Source organism: Bradyrhizobium macuxiense, from assembly GCF_007993935.1.
GTDB lineage: Bacteria > Pseudomonadota > Alphaproteobacteria > Rhizobiales > Xanthobacteraceae > Bradyrhizobium > Bradyrhizobium macuxiense_A.
Genome location: NZ_VITY01000015.1, coordinates 86,671 through 104,785, shown reverse-complemented (window position 1 = coordinate 104,785; position 18,115 = coordinate 86,671). Strand labels below are relative to the sequence as shown.

General features: G+C 64.8%; 17 protein-coding genes and 1 tRNA gene. 11 read left to right on the top strand and 7 right to left on the bottom strand.

Features of this window, described 5'->3' with window-relative positions; translation table 11 throughout:
• Positions 1 to 129 precede the first annotated feature (129 nt).
• From FBZ93_RS32365 to FBZ93_RS32355, 3 genes are all read left to right on the top strand, one after another.
• Positions 130 to 1,113 (top strand): polysaccharide deacetylase family protein, encoded by a 984-nt coding sequence (locus FBZ93_RS32365; RefSeq protein ID WP_146991472.1) that lies wholly within the window; start codon positions 130 to 132, stop codon positions 1,111 to 1,113.
• A 17-nt stretch (positions 1,114 to 1,130) separates the two neighbouring features.
• On the top strand, positions 1,131 to 2,351 hold the full coding sequence (locus FBZ93_RS32360; protein WP_146991471.1) for an amidohydrolase family protein: 1,221 nt from the start codon (positions 1,131 to 1,133) through the stop codon (positions 2,349 to 2,351).
• A 142-nt stretch (positions 2,352 to 2,493) separates the two neighbouring features.
• The gene (locus FBZ93_RS32355) at positions 2,494 to 3,231 is read left to right on the top strand and encodes a TetR/AcrR family transcriptional regulator (protein ID WP_146991470.1); all 738 of its coding nucleotides are present in this window, start codon (positions 2,494 to 2,496) and stop codon (positions 3,229 to 3,231) included.
• A gap of 52 nt (positions 3,232 to 3,283) precedes the next feature.
• Here the strand turns inward: FBZ93_RS32355 and FBZ93_RS32350 are convergent, their stop codons facing one another.
• The 5 genes from FBZ93_RS32350 to FBZ93_RS32330 form a co-directional block, all read right to left on the bottom strand.
• Positions 3,284 to 4,876: a gamma-glutamyltransferase family protein gene (locus FBZ93_RS32350; RefSeq protein ID WP_146991469.1), complete on the bottom strand. Its 1,593-nt coding sequence runs from the start codon at positions 4,874 to 4,876 to the stop codon at positions 3,284 to 3,286.
• A 166-nt stretch (positions 4,877 to 5,042) separates the two neighbouring features.
• Positions 5,043 to 5,930, bottom strand: a complete 888-nt coding sequence (locus FBZ93_RS32345; RefSeq protein ID WP_146991468.1) for a 2-hydroxy-3-oxopropionate reductase — start codon at positions 5,928 to 5,930, stop codon at positions 5,043 to 5,045.
• A gap of 24 nt (positions 5,931 to 5,954) precedes the next feature.
• Entirely contained in the window at positions 5,955 to 6,740 is a 786-nt protein-coding gene (gene hyi / locus FBZ93_RS32340; RefSeq protein ID WP_146991467.1) for a hydroxypyruvate isomerase, read from the bottom strand.
• Positions 6,741 to 6,778: 38 nt separating this feature from the next.
• Positions 6,779 to 8,566 (bottom strand): glyoxylate carboligase, encoded by a 1,788-nt coding sequence (gene gcl, locus FBZ93_RS32335; RefSeq protein WP_146991466.1) that lies wholly within the window; start codon positions 8,564 to 8,566, stop codon positions 6,779 to 6,781.
• Between the two features lie 197 nt (positions 8,567 to 8,763).
• Positions 8,764 to 9,600, bottom strand: coding sequence for an IclR family transcriptional regulator (locus FBZ93_RS32330; protein ID WP_146991465.1), 837 nt, complete (start codon positions 9,598 to 9,600; stop codon positions 8,764 to 8,766).
• Between the two features lie 230 nt (positions 9,601 to 9,830).
• Here FBZ93_RS32330 and FBZ93_RS32325 point away from each other — a divergent pair, with 230 nt between their 5' ends.
• The 7 genes from FBZ93_RS32325 (at position 9,831) to FBZ93_RS41785 (ending at position 16,464) form a co-directional block, all read left to right on the top strand.
• A complete protein-coding gene (locus FBZ93_RS32325) occupies positions 9,831 to 10,244 on the top strand; it encodes a CBS domain-containing protein (RefSeq protein WP_146991464.1) in 414 nt (137 codons plus the stop codon).
• Between the two features lie 85 nt (positions 10,245 to 10,329).
• Positions 10,330 to 11,349 carry a 2-dehydropantoate 2-reductase gene (locus tag FBZ93_RS32320; RefSeq protein ID WP_146991463.1) on the top strand — a complete coding sequence of 340 codons (1,020 nt, stop codon included), beginning with the start codon at positions 10,330 to 10,332 and terminating at the stop codon, positions 11,347 to 11,349.
• A gap of 5 nt (positions 11,350 to 11,354) precedes the next feature.
• Positions 11,355 to 12,137, top strand: coding sequence for a fumarylacetoacetate hydrolase family protein (locus FBZ93_RS32315; RefSeq protein WP_167529318.1), 783 nt, complete (start codon positions 11,355 to 11,357; stop codon positions 12,135 to 12,137).
• A gap of 63 nt (positions 12,138 to 12,200) precedes the next feature.
• Complete coding sequence (oxlT, locus tag FBZ93_RS32310) at positions 12,201 to 13,562, top strand: oxalate/formate MFS antiporter (RefSeq protein ID WP_167529317.1); 1,362 nt, start codon at positions 12,201 to 12,203, stop codon at positions 13,560 to 13,562.
• Between the two features lie 29 nt (positions 13,563 to 13,591).
• Positions 13,592 to 14,887: a glycerate kinase type-2 family protein gene (locus FBZ93_RS32305; RefSeq protein ID WP_146991462.1), complete on the top strand. Its 1,296-nt coding sequence runs from the start codon at positions 13,592 to 13,594 to the stop codon at positions 14,885 to 14,887.
• A 3-nt stretch (positions 14,888 to 14,890) separates the two neighbouring features.
• Complete coding sequence (gene pyk, locus FBZ93_RS32300; protein WP_146991461.1) at positions 14,891 to 16,306, top strand: pyruvate kinase; 1,416 nt, start codon at positions 14,891 to 14,893, stop codon at positions 16,304 to 16,306.
• A 29-nt stretch (positions 16,307 to 16,335) separates the two neighbouring features.
• Positions 16,336 to 16,464: a hypothetical protein gene (locus tag FBZ93_RS41785; RefSeq protein ID WP_283810865.1), complete on the top strand. Its 129-nt coding sequence runs from the start codon at positions 16,336 to 16,338 to the stop codon at positions 16,462 to 16,464.
• Positions 16,465 to 16,726: 262 nt separating this feature from the next.
• Here the strand turns inward: FBZ93_RS41785 and FBZ93_RS40860 are convergent, their stop codons facing one another.
• On the bottom strand, positions 16,727 to 16,876 hold the full coding sequence (locus tag FBZ93_RS40860) for a hypothetical protein (protein WP_167529316.1): 150 nt from the start codon (positions 16,874 to 16,876) through the stop codon (positions 16,727 to 16,729).
• A 214-nt stretch (positions 16,877 to 17,090) separates the two neighbouring features.
• Positions 17,091 to 17,164 (bottom strand) — tRNA-Gly (locus FBZ93_RS32295).
• 557 nt (positions 17,165 to 17,721) lie between these two features.
• Here FBZ93_RS32295 and FBZ93_RS32290 point away from each other — a divergent pair.
• Positions 17,722 to 18,108 (top strand): YciI family protein, encoded by a 387-nt coding sequence (locus FBZ93_RS32290; RefSeq protein ID WP_050420922.1) that lies wholly within the window; start codon positions 17,722 to 17,724, stop codon positions 18,106 to 18,108.
• Positions 18,109 to 18,115 lie beyond the last annotated feature (7 nt).

Below are 18,115 nucleotides of genomic sequence, written 5' to 3'. Positions count from 1 at the left end.
CCCGATCCGACGGCTCCCGAGCCGCCTCTGGTCCGCTGCCGCCGTTTCCGCGGCCTTGACGGAAGTAAAAACTTTCTTCACAAATTGGCGAATGTCAAGCGGCCGATCGCGGGCCGAATGGAGATTGCGATGCAGCGGGAGATTGGAAAGGAACCGGAGCGAGCCGCTTCGCGTGGCGTTCCCGGCGATGCAACATCTGCGCAAACACCTGATCCAGCACGCGGTCTCGTCGCTCATGACCGCTACCGCTACAGTGCGATCACGCGCCGCCCCGATTTCGTGTGGCCGAACGGCAAGCGGCTGGCAGTCTACATCGCGCTCAACCTCGAGCATTTCGCGTTCGGCGACGGGCTTGGCGCCGAGCTCTGCGCGGGCGGTCCGCATCCGGACGTCCTCAATTACGCCTGGCGCGACTACGGCAACCGGGTCGGCGTATGGCGGCTGATCGATCTGTTCGACGAACTGAAGCTGCCGCTCTCGGTGCTCGCGAACAGCAGCATCTATCACTACTGCCCGGAAGTCATGGACGCCTTTCGCGCGCGCGGCGACGAGGTGGTCGGCCATGGCCGGACCAATTCCGAACGCCAGGGCGTGCTCTCCCCTGCCGATGAGCAGCGATTGATCGAGGAGGCGACCGATATCATCGCGCGCGCCGAGGGACGACGGCCGCTCGGCTGGCTCGGTCCGTGGATCTCGCAATCCGCTGTCACGCCGGACCTGCTCGCCGAGGCGGGCTACCACTACCTGCTCGACTGGTGCATGGACGATCAGCCGGTGTGGTTCTCGACACGGGGTGGCGGGCGCATCCTGTCCGTCCCCTATCCACAGGAACTCAACGACATCCCCGCGATTGTCGGACGCAAGGACAGCGGCGAGCAGTTCGCGACCATGATCACGGACACGTTCGAGGAAATGCTGGCGCAATCCGCCAGGCAGTCGCTGGTCATGGGCATCGCGCTGCATCCGTACCTGGTCGGCCAGCCGCATCGGCTGCGGCCGCTGCGGCGCGCGCTGCAGGCGATCGTCGCACAGCGCGACGACATCTGGATCACCACCGCCGGCGAGATCGCGGCATTTTCCCGCGCCCTGCCCGACGGCATCGTGCCGACATAAGAAGCCGGAGACTTCAATTGACCGCCATCGACACACTATTCCGAAACGCGCGGCTGACCGATGGTCAGCTTGTCGACATCGCCGTCAGCGGCGGCAAGATCGTCGCCATCACGTCATCCCGGCAAGATCACGGCGCAGTCGGCGTCACCCATGATCTTGGCCGGCGCCTGGTGCTCCCCGGCATGGTGGAAGGTCATATCCACCTCGACAAATGCTTCATCGGCGACGACTGGAAGCCGCATCGGCCCTGCACCGCGGGCTTCAGCGTGCGCGAGCGCGTCAAATTCGAGAAGGAAGCGCTCGCCGGCGCCAGGCCGATCGCCGTTCGGGCAGCAGCCCTGATCGACCTCTGCGTCTCGCAAGGCACGACCCACATGCGAAGCCATGTTGATGTCGATGCCGAGGTCGGCCTGCGGCACTTCGAGGCGATCACGGCAGCGCGTGAGGCGCATCGCGAGAAGGTTTCGATCCAGATCGTCGCGTTTCCCCAGAGCGGCATCCTGACATCGCCCGGTACGGCCGAATTGCTCGAGGAAGCCGTTCGCGCCGGCGCCGACCTGGTCGGCGGACTTGATCCCGCAAGCCATGATGGTGACGTCGCCGGGCATCTTGACGTCATCTTCGGCATTGCCGGGCGGCATGGCGTCGGCATCGACATTCACCTGCATGACGGCGGTCTGCAGGGCATCTCGGAGATCGAGGAGATCGCGCGGCGGACCAAGGCGTCGGGCCTTGGCGGCAAGGTCACGATCAGTCATGCCTATGCGCTCGGCGAAGTGGCTGTTGACGTGGTGCAACGGACCACGCAGCAGCTCGCCGAGGCCGGTGTCGCCATTCTCACCAATGCCCCAGGCGCGCGTCCGTTTCCGCCTGTGTTGCTGCTGCGCGATGCCGGCGTCACCGTGTTCTCCGGCAACGACAACATCCGCGATTCCTGGTGGCCTTACGGCGACGGCGACCTGCTCGAACGCGCAATGATGGTCGGCTATCGCTCCGGGTTCAACACCGACGATCAATTGGCCGCGGCCTTCGACATGGTGACGGCCAACGCAGCGCGCGCGCTCGGCCTCGGGGATTACGGCCTCACCGTCGGCGGGGTGGCGGATTTCGTCGTGCTGGACGCACGGCATGTCCAGGAAGCCGTGGTGGCTCGTCCCAAGCCGCGCGATGTCTACAAGGCCGGCCGACTCGTCGCGCGTGGCGGCGTGATGGTGACCGAAGGCGCCCGGAAGCAGTGAACAGGGAGGAATCGCCCTTGACGAACAGCCGTAATGCCGATCTCAATCCCAGCTGCTTGCGCCGGGAACCGGACCGCTGCCTGATGTGGCCTGATGCGGACCTGCCTTGCGTGACTACCCGAGCCCAGGCAAGGTTGACGCCGTGACAGAGACGACAGCACAGACCAGCCCCACCCGCAGTACCACCCGCGGAAAACGCCCGCGCGACTCCGCGCTTACCAAGGAGGCGATCCTGCGCGCGGCGACCTTCGAGTTCTGCCACAATGGCCTCGGCGGCGCACGCGTCGAAGCCATTGCGCAGCGCGCCAAGGCCAACATGCGCCTGCTGTACGCCTATTTCGGCGACAAGAACGGGCTCTACATCGCGGTCCTCGAGGACGTCTACACCGAGATCCGCGCGGCCGAACAGCAGCTCAAGCTGGATGATCTCGAGCCGATCGCCGCGATGAGCGAGCTGATCGATTTCACCTTCACGTTCTTCGGTCAGCACCAGAACTACATCGCCCTGATCAACACCGAGAACCTTCAGCGCGGCCGCAACATGCGCAAGTCGCGCAAGATTGCCGACCTCACATTGCCCCTGGTTGCCAGCATCGAAAGCATCCTGCGGCGCGGCGTGGCAGCCGGCCTGTTTCGCGGTGACGTCGATCCGATCCAGCTCTACGTCTCAATCACGGCGATGAGCTATTTCCACGTGTCCAACCGCTACACGCTGTCGGCGATGTTCGACAAGGACCTCGGCGATTCGGACTGGCTTGCGCTGCGCCGCGAGCATGCGCAGGACATGATCCTGACCTGGCTGACGGCTCCCATCGGGGAACGCAAGTCCAAGTCCGCCGGATCGAAGACGACCGCTCGGGCCGGCAAACCATCCCGCTAACGAGCGATCCGCACGAAGCAGCATCGTGCGGATCATGCGCGGGCAATGCCCGTCAGCGGGTCGCAACGACACCGTCGCTGCGCGGATCGCTGGCCCCTTCCATCAGGCCATCCGGATGCCAGACGATCGCGCCGGCATGTCCCATGAACTCCTCGAACGGGCCGCTCACCTGAATGTCGTGGCCGAGCACGCGTAGCCGTTCGATAATCGCGGGATCGAAGCGGGATTCGATCTTCAAATTGTTGTTTTCCTCGCCCCAGGTGCGACCGAGCAGCCAGCGCGGCGCCGTGATCGCGGTCTGCAGCTCCTGGCCGTGCATGGCGTAACGGCTGAAGATCGCAGCCTGGGTCTGCGGCTGCCCCTCTCCGCCCATCGTGCCATAGGAAATCAGCCGCCCATCGCCGAGCTCGGCCATCGCCGGCTGGATCGTGTGGAACGGCAAGCGTCCCGGATCCAGCCTGTTGGTATCGGTTTCGCCGAGGCCAAAGCTCGTCCCGCGGTTTTGCCAGGTGACGCCGGTCTCGGGGAGGATGACGCCCGAACCGAACTCCCAATAGACGCTTTGAATGAAGCTGACGCTGAGCCCATTGCGATCAGTCGCTGCGAGCCACACCGTATCGCCCTGCTTGGACGGATCGGGCCACGGCGCGGCGCGGCGGTCGGATACCGTTTCGTGAAGCGCGGCGAGCGATTGCTCGGACAGGAATTCAGCGGCCGCGCGCTTCATGTAGTCGGGATCGGTGACATGGCCGTTGCGAATCCGGAACGCAGCCTTGGTGCATTCGACGAGCCGGTGCAGATGATCGACGCCATCGGCCTCCTCAGCCATGCGCCGGGCGTAGAGGGCCAGGATCAACAGCGAGGCCAGCCCCTGCGTCGGCGGCGGCATGTTGTAGACCTTGTGTCCGGACACCTCGACCGAGAGCGGCGTCACCAGCGATGCCTGATGCCGCTCCAGATCAGCCAGTCGCAGCGGGCTGCCGACCCGTTCGAGGTCGGCCGCCATCGAACGCGCCAGCTCGCCGCGATAGAAATCAGACAGCCCGGCCTTGGCCAAACGCCGCAACGTCTCGGCGACACGCGGCTGCCGCAGCCGCGAACCGACCGCGAGCGGGCTGCCTTGCGGCAGATAGACCTCGGCATAGCCGGGCACGCTTTCGAGCTCATGCCGCTTCTTGCGGATGTTTTCATGCAGCGTGCTGGTGACGGCGACGCCGTCTTCGGCATGGCGGATCGCGGGCTCGAGCAGCCGCGCCAGCGGCAAGCGGCCGTCATGACGATCGCGGCTGAGTTCATAGGCCTTCTGCCAGCCGTCGACGGTACCGGCGACGGTGAGCACGGCGAGCGGGCCGCGGCCGGGAATGCTGCTGCAGCCACGCGCGCGATACCAGTCGCGGTCGGCCGCCATCGCAGAGCGGCCGCACGCCTGAATCCCGACCGGCATCGAGCCGGCGCGGCCGACGAGCCAGAAGCTGTCGCCGCCAAGGCCGTTCATGTGGGGATAGACCACGGCAATCGTCGCGGCCGAGGCGATCATCGCCTCGATGGCATTGCCACCTTCCGACAACACGGCAAGGCCTGCCTGCGCTGCCAGGTGGTGCGGCGCGGTCACCATGCCGCCATAGCTTCGCTTTGTCTGCAACATCAGCTCGTTTCTCCCATCCCGGCATGTAATAATATTTTTACTTACCGTGTCAAGGAGCGAAAGTCCCCGTTGAGGATGTGGGGTTCGTCGCGCTGGTGCGACGCCCCCTCCCCGCGAGAGTTCATATCATCACAAAGGGCAGGCCGTTGATTGCTGCCTGAGACACTCAGGCAGCCGCGACCTCGTGCCCGGCCATGACTTCCAGCGCCTTCAATATCGCCGAATGGTCCCAGGCTTTGCCGCCAAGCGCGGTACAGGTGTTGAACAGCTGCTGGGCGGCGGCTGTACCTGGCAGCGACAAGCCGAGTGCCCGCGCGCCTTCCAGCGCGAGGTTGAGATCCTTCTGATGCAGCTCGATGCGGAAGCCGGGATCGAAGTTGCGCTTGATCATGCGATCGCCGTGCACCTCGAGGATCCGGGACGAGGCGAAGCCGCCCATCAAAGCCTGGCGCACCAGCGCCGGATCGGCACCCGCCTTGGAGGCGAACAGCAGGGCCTCGCTCACCGCCTCGATGGTCAGCGCCACGATGATCTGGTTCGCAACCTTGGTGGTCTGGCCGTCGCCATTGCCGCCGACATGGGTGACGTTCTTGCCCATCGTCTCGAACACGGGCTTCATCGCGTTGAACGCCCGCTCCCGCCCGCCGACCATGATGGTCAGGCTTGCCGCCTTCGCGCCTACCTCACCGCCGGACACCGGCGCGTCGAGATAGTCGGCGCCGAGCGCGTCGATCTTGCGGGCGAACTCCTTGGTGGCGAGCGGCGAGATCGAGCTCATATCCACCACGATCATGCCCTTGGAGACGCCCTCCGCGACGCCGCCCTCGCCGAACAACACGGCTTCGACATGCGGCGTGTCCGGCACCATGATGATCACGGCGTCGGCTTCCTGCGCGACTTGCTTGCCGGACTCGCAAGCGATGCCACCGGCCGCGATCAGTTCGGGCGGAAGCGGTACGACGTCGTGCAGGAACAGGCGATAGCCGGCAGCCAGGAGGTGGCTCGCCATCGGACGCCCCATGGTGCCGAGCCCGATGAATCCGATGTCTTTCATTTGGTAATGCTCCCGTCAGCCTGATTAAGTCACGAAGGTGTGCGCGGCGTGCCAGGAGAGGCTCTCGAGCGTGGTCGTCCGCGGCTTGTATTCGCATCCGATCCAGCCGCGATATCCGATGCTGTCGAGATGCTTGAAGAGGTAGGAATAGTTGATCTCGCCGGTGCCCGGCTCGAAACGGCCCGGGTTGTCGGCGAGCTGGACATGCGCGATCCGGCCGAGATGCTTCTGCAGGGTCCGCGCCAGATCGCCTTCCATGATCTGCATGTGATAGATGTCGTACTGGATGAACAAATTGGGTGAGCCCACGTCGGCAATCAGCTGCACCGCCTGCTCCGTCCCGCTCAGGAAGAAGCCGGGAATATCGAGCGTGTTGATCGGTTCGATCAAGAGCTTGATGCCATGCTGCGCGAGCGCGCTGGCGGCGAAGCGCAGATTGGGCACCAGGATTTCGCGCAGCTCTGCGGCGTCCGCACCGGCCGGAGCGATGCCGACCAGGCAGTTCAGCTGCCGGCACTCCAGCGCCTTGGCATAGTCGATCGCGCGCACCACGCTGTCGCGAAATTCATCGACCCGATCGCGCAGGATCGCGATACCCCGCTCGCCGGCAGCCCAATTGCCGGCCGGGAGGTTGTGCAGCACCTGGGTCAGCCCACAGCGCGACAATTCCTCGCGCAACGCGCCCTTTTCGAACTCGTAGGGAAACAGATATTCGACGGCGTTGAAGCCGGCGGCCTTGGCGGCTGCGAACCGGTCGAGGAACGGCAGCTCGTTGAACAACATGGTGAGGTTGGCGGCAAACTGAGGCACGGGTCGATCTCCGCTTGGGGCAGCGCTGGATGGTGTCGTCAGGCCGGCAACAAGGTGCCGGTTCGTTGCGTGCTCGGCACGTCATCGAGCGGAAGATCGAGCACCTCCTCGAATTCGACGATGTTGTCGATCTCCGTTCCCATCGCGATGTTGGTGACCCGTTCGAGGATGAACTCCACCACCACCGGCACGCGGTGCTTCGCCATCAGCTCCCGCGCGGTCGCGAACGCGGCCTGTGCGTCGTTCGGATCCGTCACCCGGATCGCCTTGCAGCCCAGCCCTTCCGCGACGGCCACATGGTCGACGCCGTAGGCGCCGATCTCGGGCGCGTTGATGTTCTCGAACGAGAGCTGGACGTGATAATCCATGTCGAAGCCGCGCTGGGCCTGCCGGATCAGCCCGAGATATGAATTGTTCACGACGACGTGGATGTAGGGCAGATTGAATTGCGCGCCGACCGCGAGCTCCTCGATCAGGAACTGGAAGTCGTAGTCGCCCGACAGCGCGACGATGTCGCGATCGGGATCGGCGGCGCGCACACCGAGCGCGGCCGGCAATGTCCAGCCGAGCGGACCGGCCTGCCCGGCATTGATCCAGTTGCGCGGACGATAGACGTTGAGGAACTGGGCACCCGCGATCTGCGACAATCCGATCACGGTCACGTAGCAAGTGTCGCGGCCGAACGCCTTGTTCATTTCCTCATAGACGCGCTGCGGCTTGATCGGGATGTTGTCGAAATGGCTCTTGCGCAGCATCGAACGCTTGCGGTCGCGGCAGGCTACGGGCCAGGCCTGCCGGTCGCGCAGCCTGCCGGACTTCCGCCACTCCCGGGCGACGCTCACGAACATCTCCAGCGCGGCCTTGGCGTCCGACACGATGCCGAGGTCCGGATTGAACACCCGTCCGATCTGGGTCGGCTCGATGTCGACGTGGACGAATTTGCGCCCCTTGGTGTAGGTCTCGATCGAACCGGTGTGCCGGTTGGCCCAGCGGTTGCCGATGCCGAGCACGAAATCGGATTCCAGCATCGTGGCGTTGGCGTAGCGGTGGCTGGTCTGCAGGCCGACCATGCCGGCCATCAGCGCGTGATCGTCGGGTATAGCGCCCCACGCCATCAGCGTCGGGACGACGGGAACGTTGACCGCTTCGGCGAACGCGACCAGCAGCTCGGATGCATCGGCGTTGATCACGCCGCCGCCGGCCACGATCAGCGGCCGCTCCGCGGCGTTGAGCATCTCGAGCGCCTTCTCGATCTGCTTGCGCGTCGCCGTCGGCTTGTAGACCGGCAGCGGCGAATAGGTCTCGTCGTCGAACTCGATCTCGGCCAGCTGCACATCGAGCGGAAGATCGATCAGCACCGGTCCCGGCCGTCCCGAGCGCATGACATGGAAAGCCTGGCTGAACACGCGCGGCACCAGCGCCGGCTCGCGCACCGTGACGGCCCATTTCGTCACCGGCTTTGCAATCGACTCGATGTCGACGGCCTGGAAATCTTCCTTGTAGAGCCGCGCCCGCGGCGCCTGGCCGGTGATGCAGAGGATCGGAATCGAATCCGCGATCGCCGAATAGAGGCCGGTGATCATGTCGGTTCCGGCGGGGCCCGACGTGCCGATGCAAACGCCGATGTTGCCCGCGTTCGCCCTGGTATAGCCTTCCGCCATATGCGAGGCGCCTTCGACGTGCCGCGCCAGAACATGCCGGATCGAGCCGTTGCGCTTCAGCGCGGAGTAAAGCGGGTTGATCGCGGCGCCGGGAACGCCAAAAGCGCAAGTGATCCCCTCGCGTTCAAGTATGCGGACTGCCGCATCCACCGCTCGCATCTTCATGTGATGATCCCGCTTCGCTATGAGTTGGCCTGAGCAGGATCATCAGGCCCGCGATCATCGATCTCAACGCAATCGATAGGATTTTCCACGCTGTGGCAGCGCTCGCGATTTCTTGCTTGTCTCCAAGTGATTAGCGCCGACGAAAGCGTGGAAACCCGCACCGGTAAGAACAGCAGCAGGCTTTGCGCCTGCTACGGTTACGTGCGGCTGCTGCCGCGCAGCTCTGCCGAGAGCTCGGCTGCGATCTGATGCACGATGGCGCCGATCTCCGGCAAGCGATCATCCGTCAGCCGATCCGCCATCCCCGATACCGAGACCGCGGCGAACGGCTCGCTGCAATCGTTGAACACGACCGCGGCCACGCAGCGCAGGCCGAGCCGCGCCTCCTCATCGTCCACCGCATAGCCCTGGCGTCGCACGGTCTCCAATTCCCTGAACAACTCGCCCGGCCGAATGATCGACTTCTCGGTCAGGCGCGGCATGCCGCGACGACGGATGATCGCATTGATGTCGGCATCGGAATACGCGGCCAGCACCGCCTTCCCCACGCCCGAAGCGATCAATGCGACGCGTCCGCCGACCTTGGTCAGCGAGCGCATGATCTCCCGGCTTTCGATCCGGGATACGACGATGATCGAGTCGTCATCGACCACCGCAAGATTGGCGGTTTCCCTGGTCTGGTCGCGCAGCTTGCGCAGATAAGGCAATGCCCGCGCGGAAAAATTGCGCCGGCGCATGAAGGTCGAGCCGACCACGAAGCTCTGCGCGCCGATGTGCCATTTCGACTCCTCGCGATCGAACTGCACGAACCTCCGATTCTCCAGCGTCGTCAGCAGCCGGTGCGCCGTCGACGGCGGCAAGCCGATGCGGATCGCAAGATCGGTCAGCCGATAGCCTTCGTCGTCCTCGGCAAGCGCTTCCATGATTTGCAGCGCGCGATCGACGGATTGGACGCCGCCATCTCGTGCATCCGGATCCGGTTGCGCGCGAACATCGGGATCGGACGGCTTGCGGCGGATCGGCTCTCTTTTCATGACGACCTGACCCTAACCGGTTGTGGTTCAGAACGAAATCGCCCGCCGGGAACGAGCGTCACAATTGGCATATGGCATGCCAAAAGGTATGGAAGTCAAGGCGACAATATTCGCGAATAGGTCAGTATTTTTGCCATTATTATTGAAGAACGCTTCGATTCTTTTGTTTGACTTCTGGGATAATGTATACCACGATTGGTTCTTAACAACCCAATCGGGAGGACCATGCCATGTATGTCGGGGACATCCTTCGCACCAACCGTGCGCCCGCGGTGACGATCGGCTCGAGCGAAACCGTCAGCATCGCGGCGAACCTGATGTACGCCAGCAATGTCGGCGCGCTTGTGGTCCGGAACGGCTCGCGCAGTGTCGACGCCGCCGTGATCGGAATGTTCAGCGAGCGCGACGTCGTCGCCGTGATCGCCGAGCGCGGTACGGGTGGCCTTGCCGCAAAAGTCGCGCAGTTCATTTCGCCCCGGCCGCTGGTGTCCTGCAATTCGCAAGACGCGCTCGCCGATGTCGAGCGCCTGATGGCCCGTCACGACATCCGCCATATCCCCGTCATCGACAACGGCCGGCTCGTCGGCGTCGTCAGCATGCGGGACATCGGCTTTGCCTTGGAGGAAGCCGCCTGCGCGGCTTGACGGACGTTCCGAAGACCATTGCCACGCAACCCGGCTCGAGCCGTTGCGGCTCGTAATGTGTCCCCACCCTGCTCGCGAGGATTTCATGAAGATCTGCATCTACGGCGCCGGTGCCATCGGCGGCTATCTCGGTGTCGAATTGATGCGCGCAGGCGCCGATGTCAGCCTGGTCGCGCGGGGCGCGCACCTCGCCGCGATGCGGCAGAACGGCCTGAAGCTCCTGATCGGCGACGAGGAGCGCGTGGTGCATCCGCGCTGTACCGATAACCCCGCCGAACTCGGCGAGCAGGATTTCGTCATCATCTGCCTCAAGGCGCATTCGATCACCGGCGTCATCGAACCGATGCGGCCCCTGCTGGGTGAGCGGACCCGCATCGTCACCGCCGTCAACGGCATTCCCTATTGGTATTTCTACAAGCATGGCGGCCGGCACGAAGGATCGACGCTCGAAAGCATCGATCCCGGCGGACGGCAGTGGAGCGAGCTTGGCGCTGCGCGCGCCATCGGCTGCGTGGTGTACCCGGCGACCGAGATCGAGGCGCCCGGCGTGATCCGTCACGTCTACGGCAACAACTTTCCGCTCGGCGAGCCTTCCGGCGAGGTCACGCCCGACGTCGAGAAGCTTTCCGCCCTGTTCACCGCGGCGGGCATGAAGGCGCCGGTGCTCGACCGCATCCGCGACGAGATCTGGCTCAAGCTGTGGGGCAATGTCTGTTTCAACCCGATCAGCGCCCTCACCCACGCGACCCTCGACGTGATCTGCAGCAATCCCGGCACGCGTGCGCTGTCCAGAGCGATCATGCTGGAAGCCCAGGCGATCGCGGAAAGCCTCGGCGTCAAGTTCCGGGTCGATGTCGAACGCCGCATCGAGGGCGCACGCAAGGTCGGCGCGCACAAGACCTCGATGCTGCAGGATCTCGAGCGTGGACGTCCGGTCGAGATCGATCCGCTGATCACCGTGGTGCAGGAGATGGGCCGGATGACAGGGATTGCGACGCCCGCTCTCGACGCGGTGCTGGCGCTGGTCGCGCAGCGCACCAGGCTGGCCGGCCTCTATGACGGGGCCGCCGGCGTCGCCGAAGCACAATCACTTGCGGTAGCGTGATCCCGATGGCCGACGTGACACGCTGGGTTCGCTTCCGCCACCACGCCGAAATCGGCTTCGGGCAACTCACCCCGTCCGGCATCTCCGTGCATGCAGGGGAGATGTTCGGCGACACACGACCGACCGGACAAACGCTGGCGCTCGACGAAGTCGAGCTGCTGGCGCCGACCCAGCCGAGCAAGATCATCGCGCTCTGGAACAATTTTCACGCTCTTGCGGCGAAGCTGAAATCACCCGAGCCGCCCGAACCGTTGTACCTGCTGAAAGCCGCAACCAGCGTGACCGAGCCTGGCGCCGTGATCACGCGTCCGGTCGGCTACGATGGCAAGACCACCTACGAAGGCGAGCTCGGCATCGTCATCGGCAAAAGCTGCACGGCGGTTGCCCCCGAACAGGCCGACGCCTTCATCTTCGGTTACACCTGCACCAACGACGTCACCGCAGCGGACATCCTCAATCGCGACCCGACCTTCCCGCAATGGGCGCGGGCCAAGGGCTTCGACGGATATGGCCCGTTCGGTCCCGTCATCGCCTCAGGCCTCGACCCCGCGCGCCTTGTGGTGCGCACCATCCTCAACGGTGTCGAGCGCCAGAACTACCCGATCGCGGACATGATCTTCAGCGCGCAGGCGCTGGTCAGCAAGATCTCACACGACATGACGCTGTTGCCGGGCGACCTGATCTGCTGCGGGACATCGATCGGCGTCGGGGTGATGAAGGAGCCGGTCAATACGGTCACCGTCGCGATCGACGGCATTGGCGAATTGACCAACGAATTTCGTCAATAGGCGGCGGCAGGACGACAGCCTGACGCCCGGACCAAACGACCAACACCTGCTTTGGGAGCGCACATGATTTCCAGCACGAAACTGGTATCGTCGCCCGGCGGCTTCCGCTGGCTTCAGCTCGCGATCGGCATCGTCTGCATGGCGATGATCGCCAATTTGCAATACGGGTGGACGCTGTTCGTCGATCCGATCGACGCGCAATATCACTGGGGCCGTCCGGCTATCCAGCTCGCCTTCACGATCTTCGTGATGACGGAGACGTGGCTGGTGCCGGTGGAGGCCTGGTTCGTGGACAAATACGGCCCCCGCATCGTCATCATGTTCGGCGGGCTGATGATCGGACTGGCCTGGGTGCTGAACTCATTCGCCACGTCTCTCGTCATGCTCTATGCCGCGGCAATCGTCGCGGGCATCGGCGCCGGCGCGGTCTACGGCACCTGCGTCGGCAATGCGCTGAAGTGGTTTCCGGACCGGCGCGGCCTCGCCGCCGGTGCGACCGCCGCCGGATTTGGCGCGGGCGCTGCCCTCACCGTCGTGCCGATCGCCAACATGATTGCCGCCAGCGGCTATCAGAGCACCTTCCTGACGTTCGGAATCGGACAGGGCCTCACGGTTCTCGTGCTGGCCTGGTTCGTCCGCCCGCCGCATGGCGTCGAGGCACCCAGGAAGAAGCGGCTCAACCTGCCGCAAAGCGCGATCGACTACACGCCGCCCCAGGTGCTGCGCACCCCGATCTTCTGGGTCATGTACCTGGTGTTCGTCATGGTGGCTTCCGGCGGATTGATGACCGCCGCGCAGATCGGGCCGATCGCTCATGACTTCAAGATCGCGGATACGCCGGTCTCGCTCGCCGGCTTCCAGATGGCGGCGCTGACCTTTGCCATTTCGCTCGATCGTGTCTTCGATGGTTTCGGCCGCCCGTTCTTCGGCTGGGTTTCCGACACGATCGGCCGCGAGCACACGATGTTCATTGCGTTCGCGACAGCGGCGCTGATGCTGCTGACGCTCTCCGTCTACGGCCACATTCCTGTGGTCTTCGTGCTCGCCACGGCGATCTATTTCGGCGTGTTCGGCGAAATCTACAGCCTGTTCCCGGCGACGTCGGGCGACACCTTCGGCGCCAAATACGCAACCACCAACAACGGCATGCTCTACACCGCGAAGGGCACCGCGGCGCTGCTCGTCCCGCTCGCCAGCATCATCTCCTCGCAGTTCGGCTGGCAGGCCGTGTTCATCGTCGCGGTGGCGCTCAATGCCACGGCGGCCCTCACCGCCTTGCTGGTGATCAAGCCGATGCGGCGTGCGTTCATTCTGGGCAGTGAAGGGACGGCTGGCGCCACAATCGCGCGCGCAAAGCCAGCCCTCGGCGAAAATCATCTACTCGAGACACCGGCGTCTTACGACAGTCTCAAGAAGACGCCATAATGCGAGACCTATCGGCCGGAGCGTAGCGATTGAGCGACACAGGGACGGACTTGCGCGCTCGGACTGCGCTCCGGAAGATCTTCGATGCGGCCATCGCCAGCGCCGATCCAAGGATGACCATCGCACGCGCCCTGCCGGCAAAGCCGAAGGGCAGATGCATTGTCATCGGCGCCGGCAAGGCTTCGGCCGCGATGGCCGCCGGCCTCGACGCGGCATGGCCTGACGTCGACCTTTCCGGTGTCGTGGTGACGCGCCACGGCCATTCGGTTCCCGCGGGCCGCATCGACGTGCTCGAGGCATCTCACCCCGTTCCGGATGACTCGAGCAAGGCCGCCGCCCTTCGCATGCTGCGCGCCGTCGAGGGACTTTCAGCAGACGATCTCGTCATCGCCCTGATGTCCGGCGGCGGCTCGGCCCTGATGACCCTTCCCGCATCCCCGATGACGCTCGCCGACAAGCAGGCGGTCAACCGTGCACTGCTTGCGAGCGGCGCGACGATCGCCGAGATGAACATCGTCCGCAAGCATTTGTCGGCGATCAAGGGCGGACGGCTGGCGCTCGCCGCCCGTCCCGCCCACGTCACGACGCTGGTGATTTCCGACATTCCCGGCGACGACCCGGCGCCGATCGCCTCCGGTCCCACGCTCCCGGACCCCAGCACAAAAGCCGACGCGCAAGAGATCATCCGCCGCTTTGCAATCGAGTTGCCGGAAGCAGCCCAGCTTGTGCTCGCGCACGCCGACGAAACGCCGAAACCCGGCGAGATCGATGCCGATGTCCGCATCCTCGCGGCGCCGTCCCTCGCGCTGGACGCTGCAGGGCGCGCGGCCCGGGATGAAGGCCTCAATCCGATCATCCTTGGCGACGCAATCGAAGGCGAGGCTCGCGAACTTGGAACCATGATGGCGGGCATCGCCCGCTCGGTCGCGCAGCACGCGCAGCCCGGCCCTGCTCCTGCCGTGCTGCTGTCCGGCGGAGAGACGACAGTGACGATCGGGCGCGGCCCGGCGGGGCGCGGCGGCCGCAACACCGAATTCCTGCTCGGGCTTGCCGTCGCCCTGTCCGGCGCGGCGGATATCTGGGCGATTGCGGGCGACAGCGATGGAATTGATGGAACGGAAGATGCTGCCGGCGCTTTGATCGGTCCGGATACGCTGCGGCGCGCCGCCGCGAGCGGTCTCGACGCACGGGCCTATTTGGCGGCCCATAACAGCTACAGCTTCTTCGACCGCCTTGGAGACCTCGTGCGCACCGGGCCAACGCTTACCAATGTCAACGATGTCAGAGCCGTGCTGATTGCGGCCGGCAAGCCAGCAATGAGGTGACCCATGCGTCGTCATCGACGGGCCAAGATCGTCGCAACCGTCGGCCCAGCGAGCAGTTCCCCCGAGATGCTCAAGGCGCTGCTGCTGGCAGGCGTCGATACGTTCCGTCTGAACTTCAGTCACGGAACCCAGAGCGACCACGCAACCGTCCACGCCGCGATCCGACGGCTGGAACAGGAGATCGGCCGGCCGATCGGCATTCTGATGGACCTCCAGGGTCCGAAAATCCGCGTCGGCACCTTGCGCGATGGAAAGATCGCCGTGGCGGCCGGAGAGACCATCCGGTTCGTGCTGTCCGGATCGGAGGGCGACCGAACCTCTATACCGCTCCCGCACCGGGAAATCTTTGCCGCGGTCGCCCCCGGCCACGACCTTCTGATCGACGACGGCCGGGTCCGCGTTCGCGTCGCCGGGCTCGGTGACGATTTCATCGAAGCCAAGGTGATCGTCGGTGGCACGATCTCGAACCACAAGGGCGTCAATCTGCCGGGAACGGTGCTCGATCTTTCGCCGCTCACCACCAAGGATCGTCTCGATCTGGAGTTCGGGCTGAAGCTCGGCGTCGATTGGGTCGCCTTGTCGTTCGTGCAAAAACCCTCCGACATCATCGAGGCGAGAGGCCTCGTCGGCGACCGCGCCGGCCTGATGGCCAAGATCGAGAAGCCGGCAGCGCTCGAGCGGATCGACGACATCATCCAGCTGTGCGACGCCATCATGGTTGCGCGCGGAGATCTCGGCGTCGAAATTCCGGATGAGGACGTGCCGGGGCGTCAGAAGGAGCTGGTGCGGGCGTGCCGTCTCGCGGTGAAGCCGGTGATCGTCGCCACGCAAATGCTGGACTCCATGGTCGCCGCGCCCACTCCGACGCGCGCGGAAGTCTCCGACGTTGCGACCGCCATCTACGATGGCGCGGACGCCGTGATGCTGTCGGCGGAATCCGCAACGGGCCGCTATCCGCGCGAGGCCGTCGAGATGATGGATCGCATCATCCGCAGCACCGAGCAGCACAAGATGTACCGCTCCATCGTCGAGGCGACCCAGCCCGGCGAGGAGCAGACGCCGCCGCATGCCGTCGCAACGGCCGCCGCCGACCTCGCCTCCGTGGTTCACGCCGCGGCCATCGTGGCCTACACGTCGAGCGGCACCACCGCCGCACGCGTCGCGCGCAAGCGGCCGAGCCTGCCGATCCTCGCCATCACCCCAAGCCGCGAAGTGTCCCGCCGCCTGTGCCTGCTTTGGGGCGCTCACAGTGTGCTTTCCGACGATGTCGGGAGCTATGAGGAGATGGTCGAGCGCGCGACGGCGCTCGCGCGCGCGGAGCAGTTTGCGTCAAGCCGCGACCTGCTGGTCGTCGTCGCCGGCATTCCCTTCGGGCAGGCGGGAAGCACCAACAATCTGCGAGTAGTTTCGCTCCCCTGACAGGGGGCGGCGCCCCGGGGGCTCAGGGCATGGCGCCAAACCAGATCACGAGCGCGAACATCACCAACAAGGCGATGGTGATGATCGCTTCGCTCGTGGGTATTCGCTTCAAGGGCCGCCTCCGCGCGCGGGAGCGGGATGATGCGACGGGGCGGTGATTCAACATCAGCACAACACCGCCCGCTTAAAATGCATGCGGACGGCGTCGGCTCTAGCCCCAGGAAGGAAATGCAAAATCCCGGTAGCCATTAGGTCTACACAGCGGGCCAGAAAGTTCACGTGACGATCGGCATACTCCAAAGGATGTAGGATCGCCGACCGCAAACGACGCCATTGATACCTTGGCGCCCTCGGCCCACTGACGATCTCACACGGCCATGGGCCACACGGTATGGCAACGCCGCTCGCCCGGTACCGCCCTCAGCGCCACGACCCGTCCGGCCCAAGCGGCAAAGTCGGATGGTCGCGGTTGCTCTCGTCGGGCTTGACCCTGAACCCCTGTCGAAACGCGAACCAGATAAAGCCGCCCAGTGCGAGCACACAAATCGGCGCGAGAATCCAGTCGGGCATGTCGTGGTCCTCCAGTCTGCCAACAGTTGGTCGCCGCCGTCTCGGGCCGAGTTCAATACGGATGCCGCGCGCCGTTGCAGCGCGCCCCGCCAGGCACTCGGCGTGGTCTGCCTGGCATCGCGCGAGGCGAACCAAGGCGCGGATTATGTCCGAGGGAGCAGCAGCACCTTTGCCCGAATGGTGTCGAGACCGTGCCGCAAGTGGTTGAAAAGACTGGAGCGGGTGAAGGGAATCGAACCCTCGTATTCAGCTTGGAAGGCTGCTGCTCTACCATTGAGCTACACCCGCATCGGACGATCCCCTAACACGGCCGGACGGCCGCCTCAACCGCCTCGGCGGGCGTCCTTGTGCACAGGTCCACGGCAATATGCCCACGTATTCCGCCCGGTTCCTGGCGCGGAGCGGCCGGATGGCGGCCTTAACAGCGGCAGATTCGCCACCTATATTGCTCGTCCCATCAACAAAGAAAGGAGGTGATCTAGTGTCTTGTCTCAAGCGCTGTCACCTCGCTGGGATCGCCCGCTAGGCGCTGAGCAATCAGCCTGGCATCGGGGCGCTCTCAGCCCTGGACCAGCGAGACATCAAAATCGGGGGCGCGGCGGAAGCAACTCCGCCGCGCCTTTTTGCTGTTCGGGCGGCGCGATTCGCGGCCACCGCGACCCGCGGGATACCTTGTCGCAGCATAAAATCGGTCCGATCCGCTACACATGAAATGTCGGCGTGGGCGGGCGCGAGACGTCCTAGAGCATGATCCGGAAAAGCACGAAGCGGTTTTTCCGGGAAGATCATGCTCGAACATCATCGCGCGTCAGTGCCTGCCGCAGCAGAAATGAGGAGTTCACTAGATGCTTTATGCCATCCTGGCCTATCACGTCGAAGCCGAGGTCAAGTCGTGGAATGCCGATGAGGACGCAGCCGTCATGGCGGGTCTGCGCGAGGTCCATCAACGGCTGAAGGGCCGGCTCGGCCCGGCTGCGCGGCTCGGCGAGACCCGCAAGGCCAGCACCCTGCGCGGGCCGGGCCACGGCGTCGTAATCGATGGCCCGTTCGCGGAAACCAAGGAGCAGCTGCTCGGCTTCTACGTGATCAATTGCGCCGATGAGGCGGAGGCGATCGCCGCGGCGCGCGACCTGCGCAGCGTCAACCCGTCGGCCGTCTACGAGATTCGCGCGCTGAAGCTCTTTATCCCCGGCGCGGCGTTTCCGGAGACCGCAGGCCCGAGCGACGCGTAGCAACTTG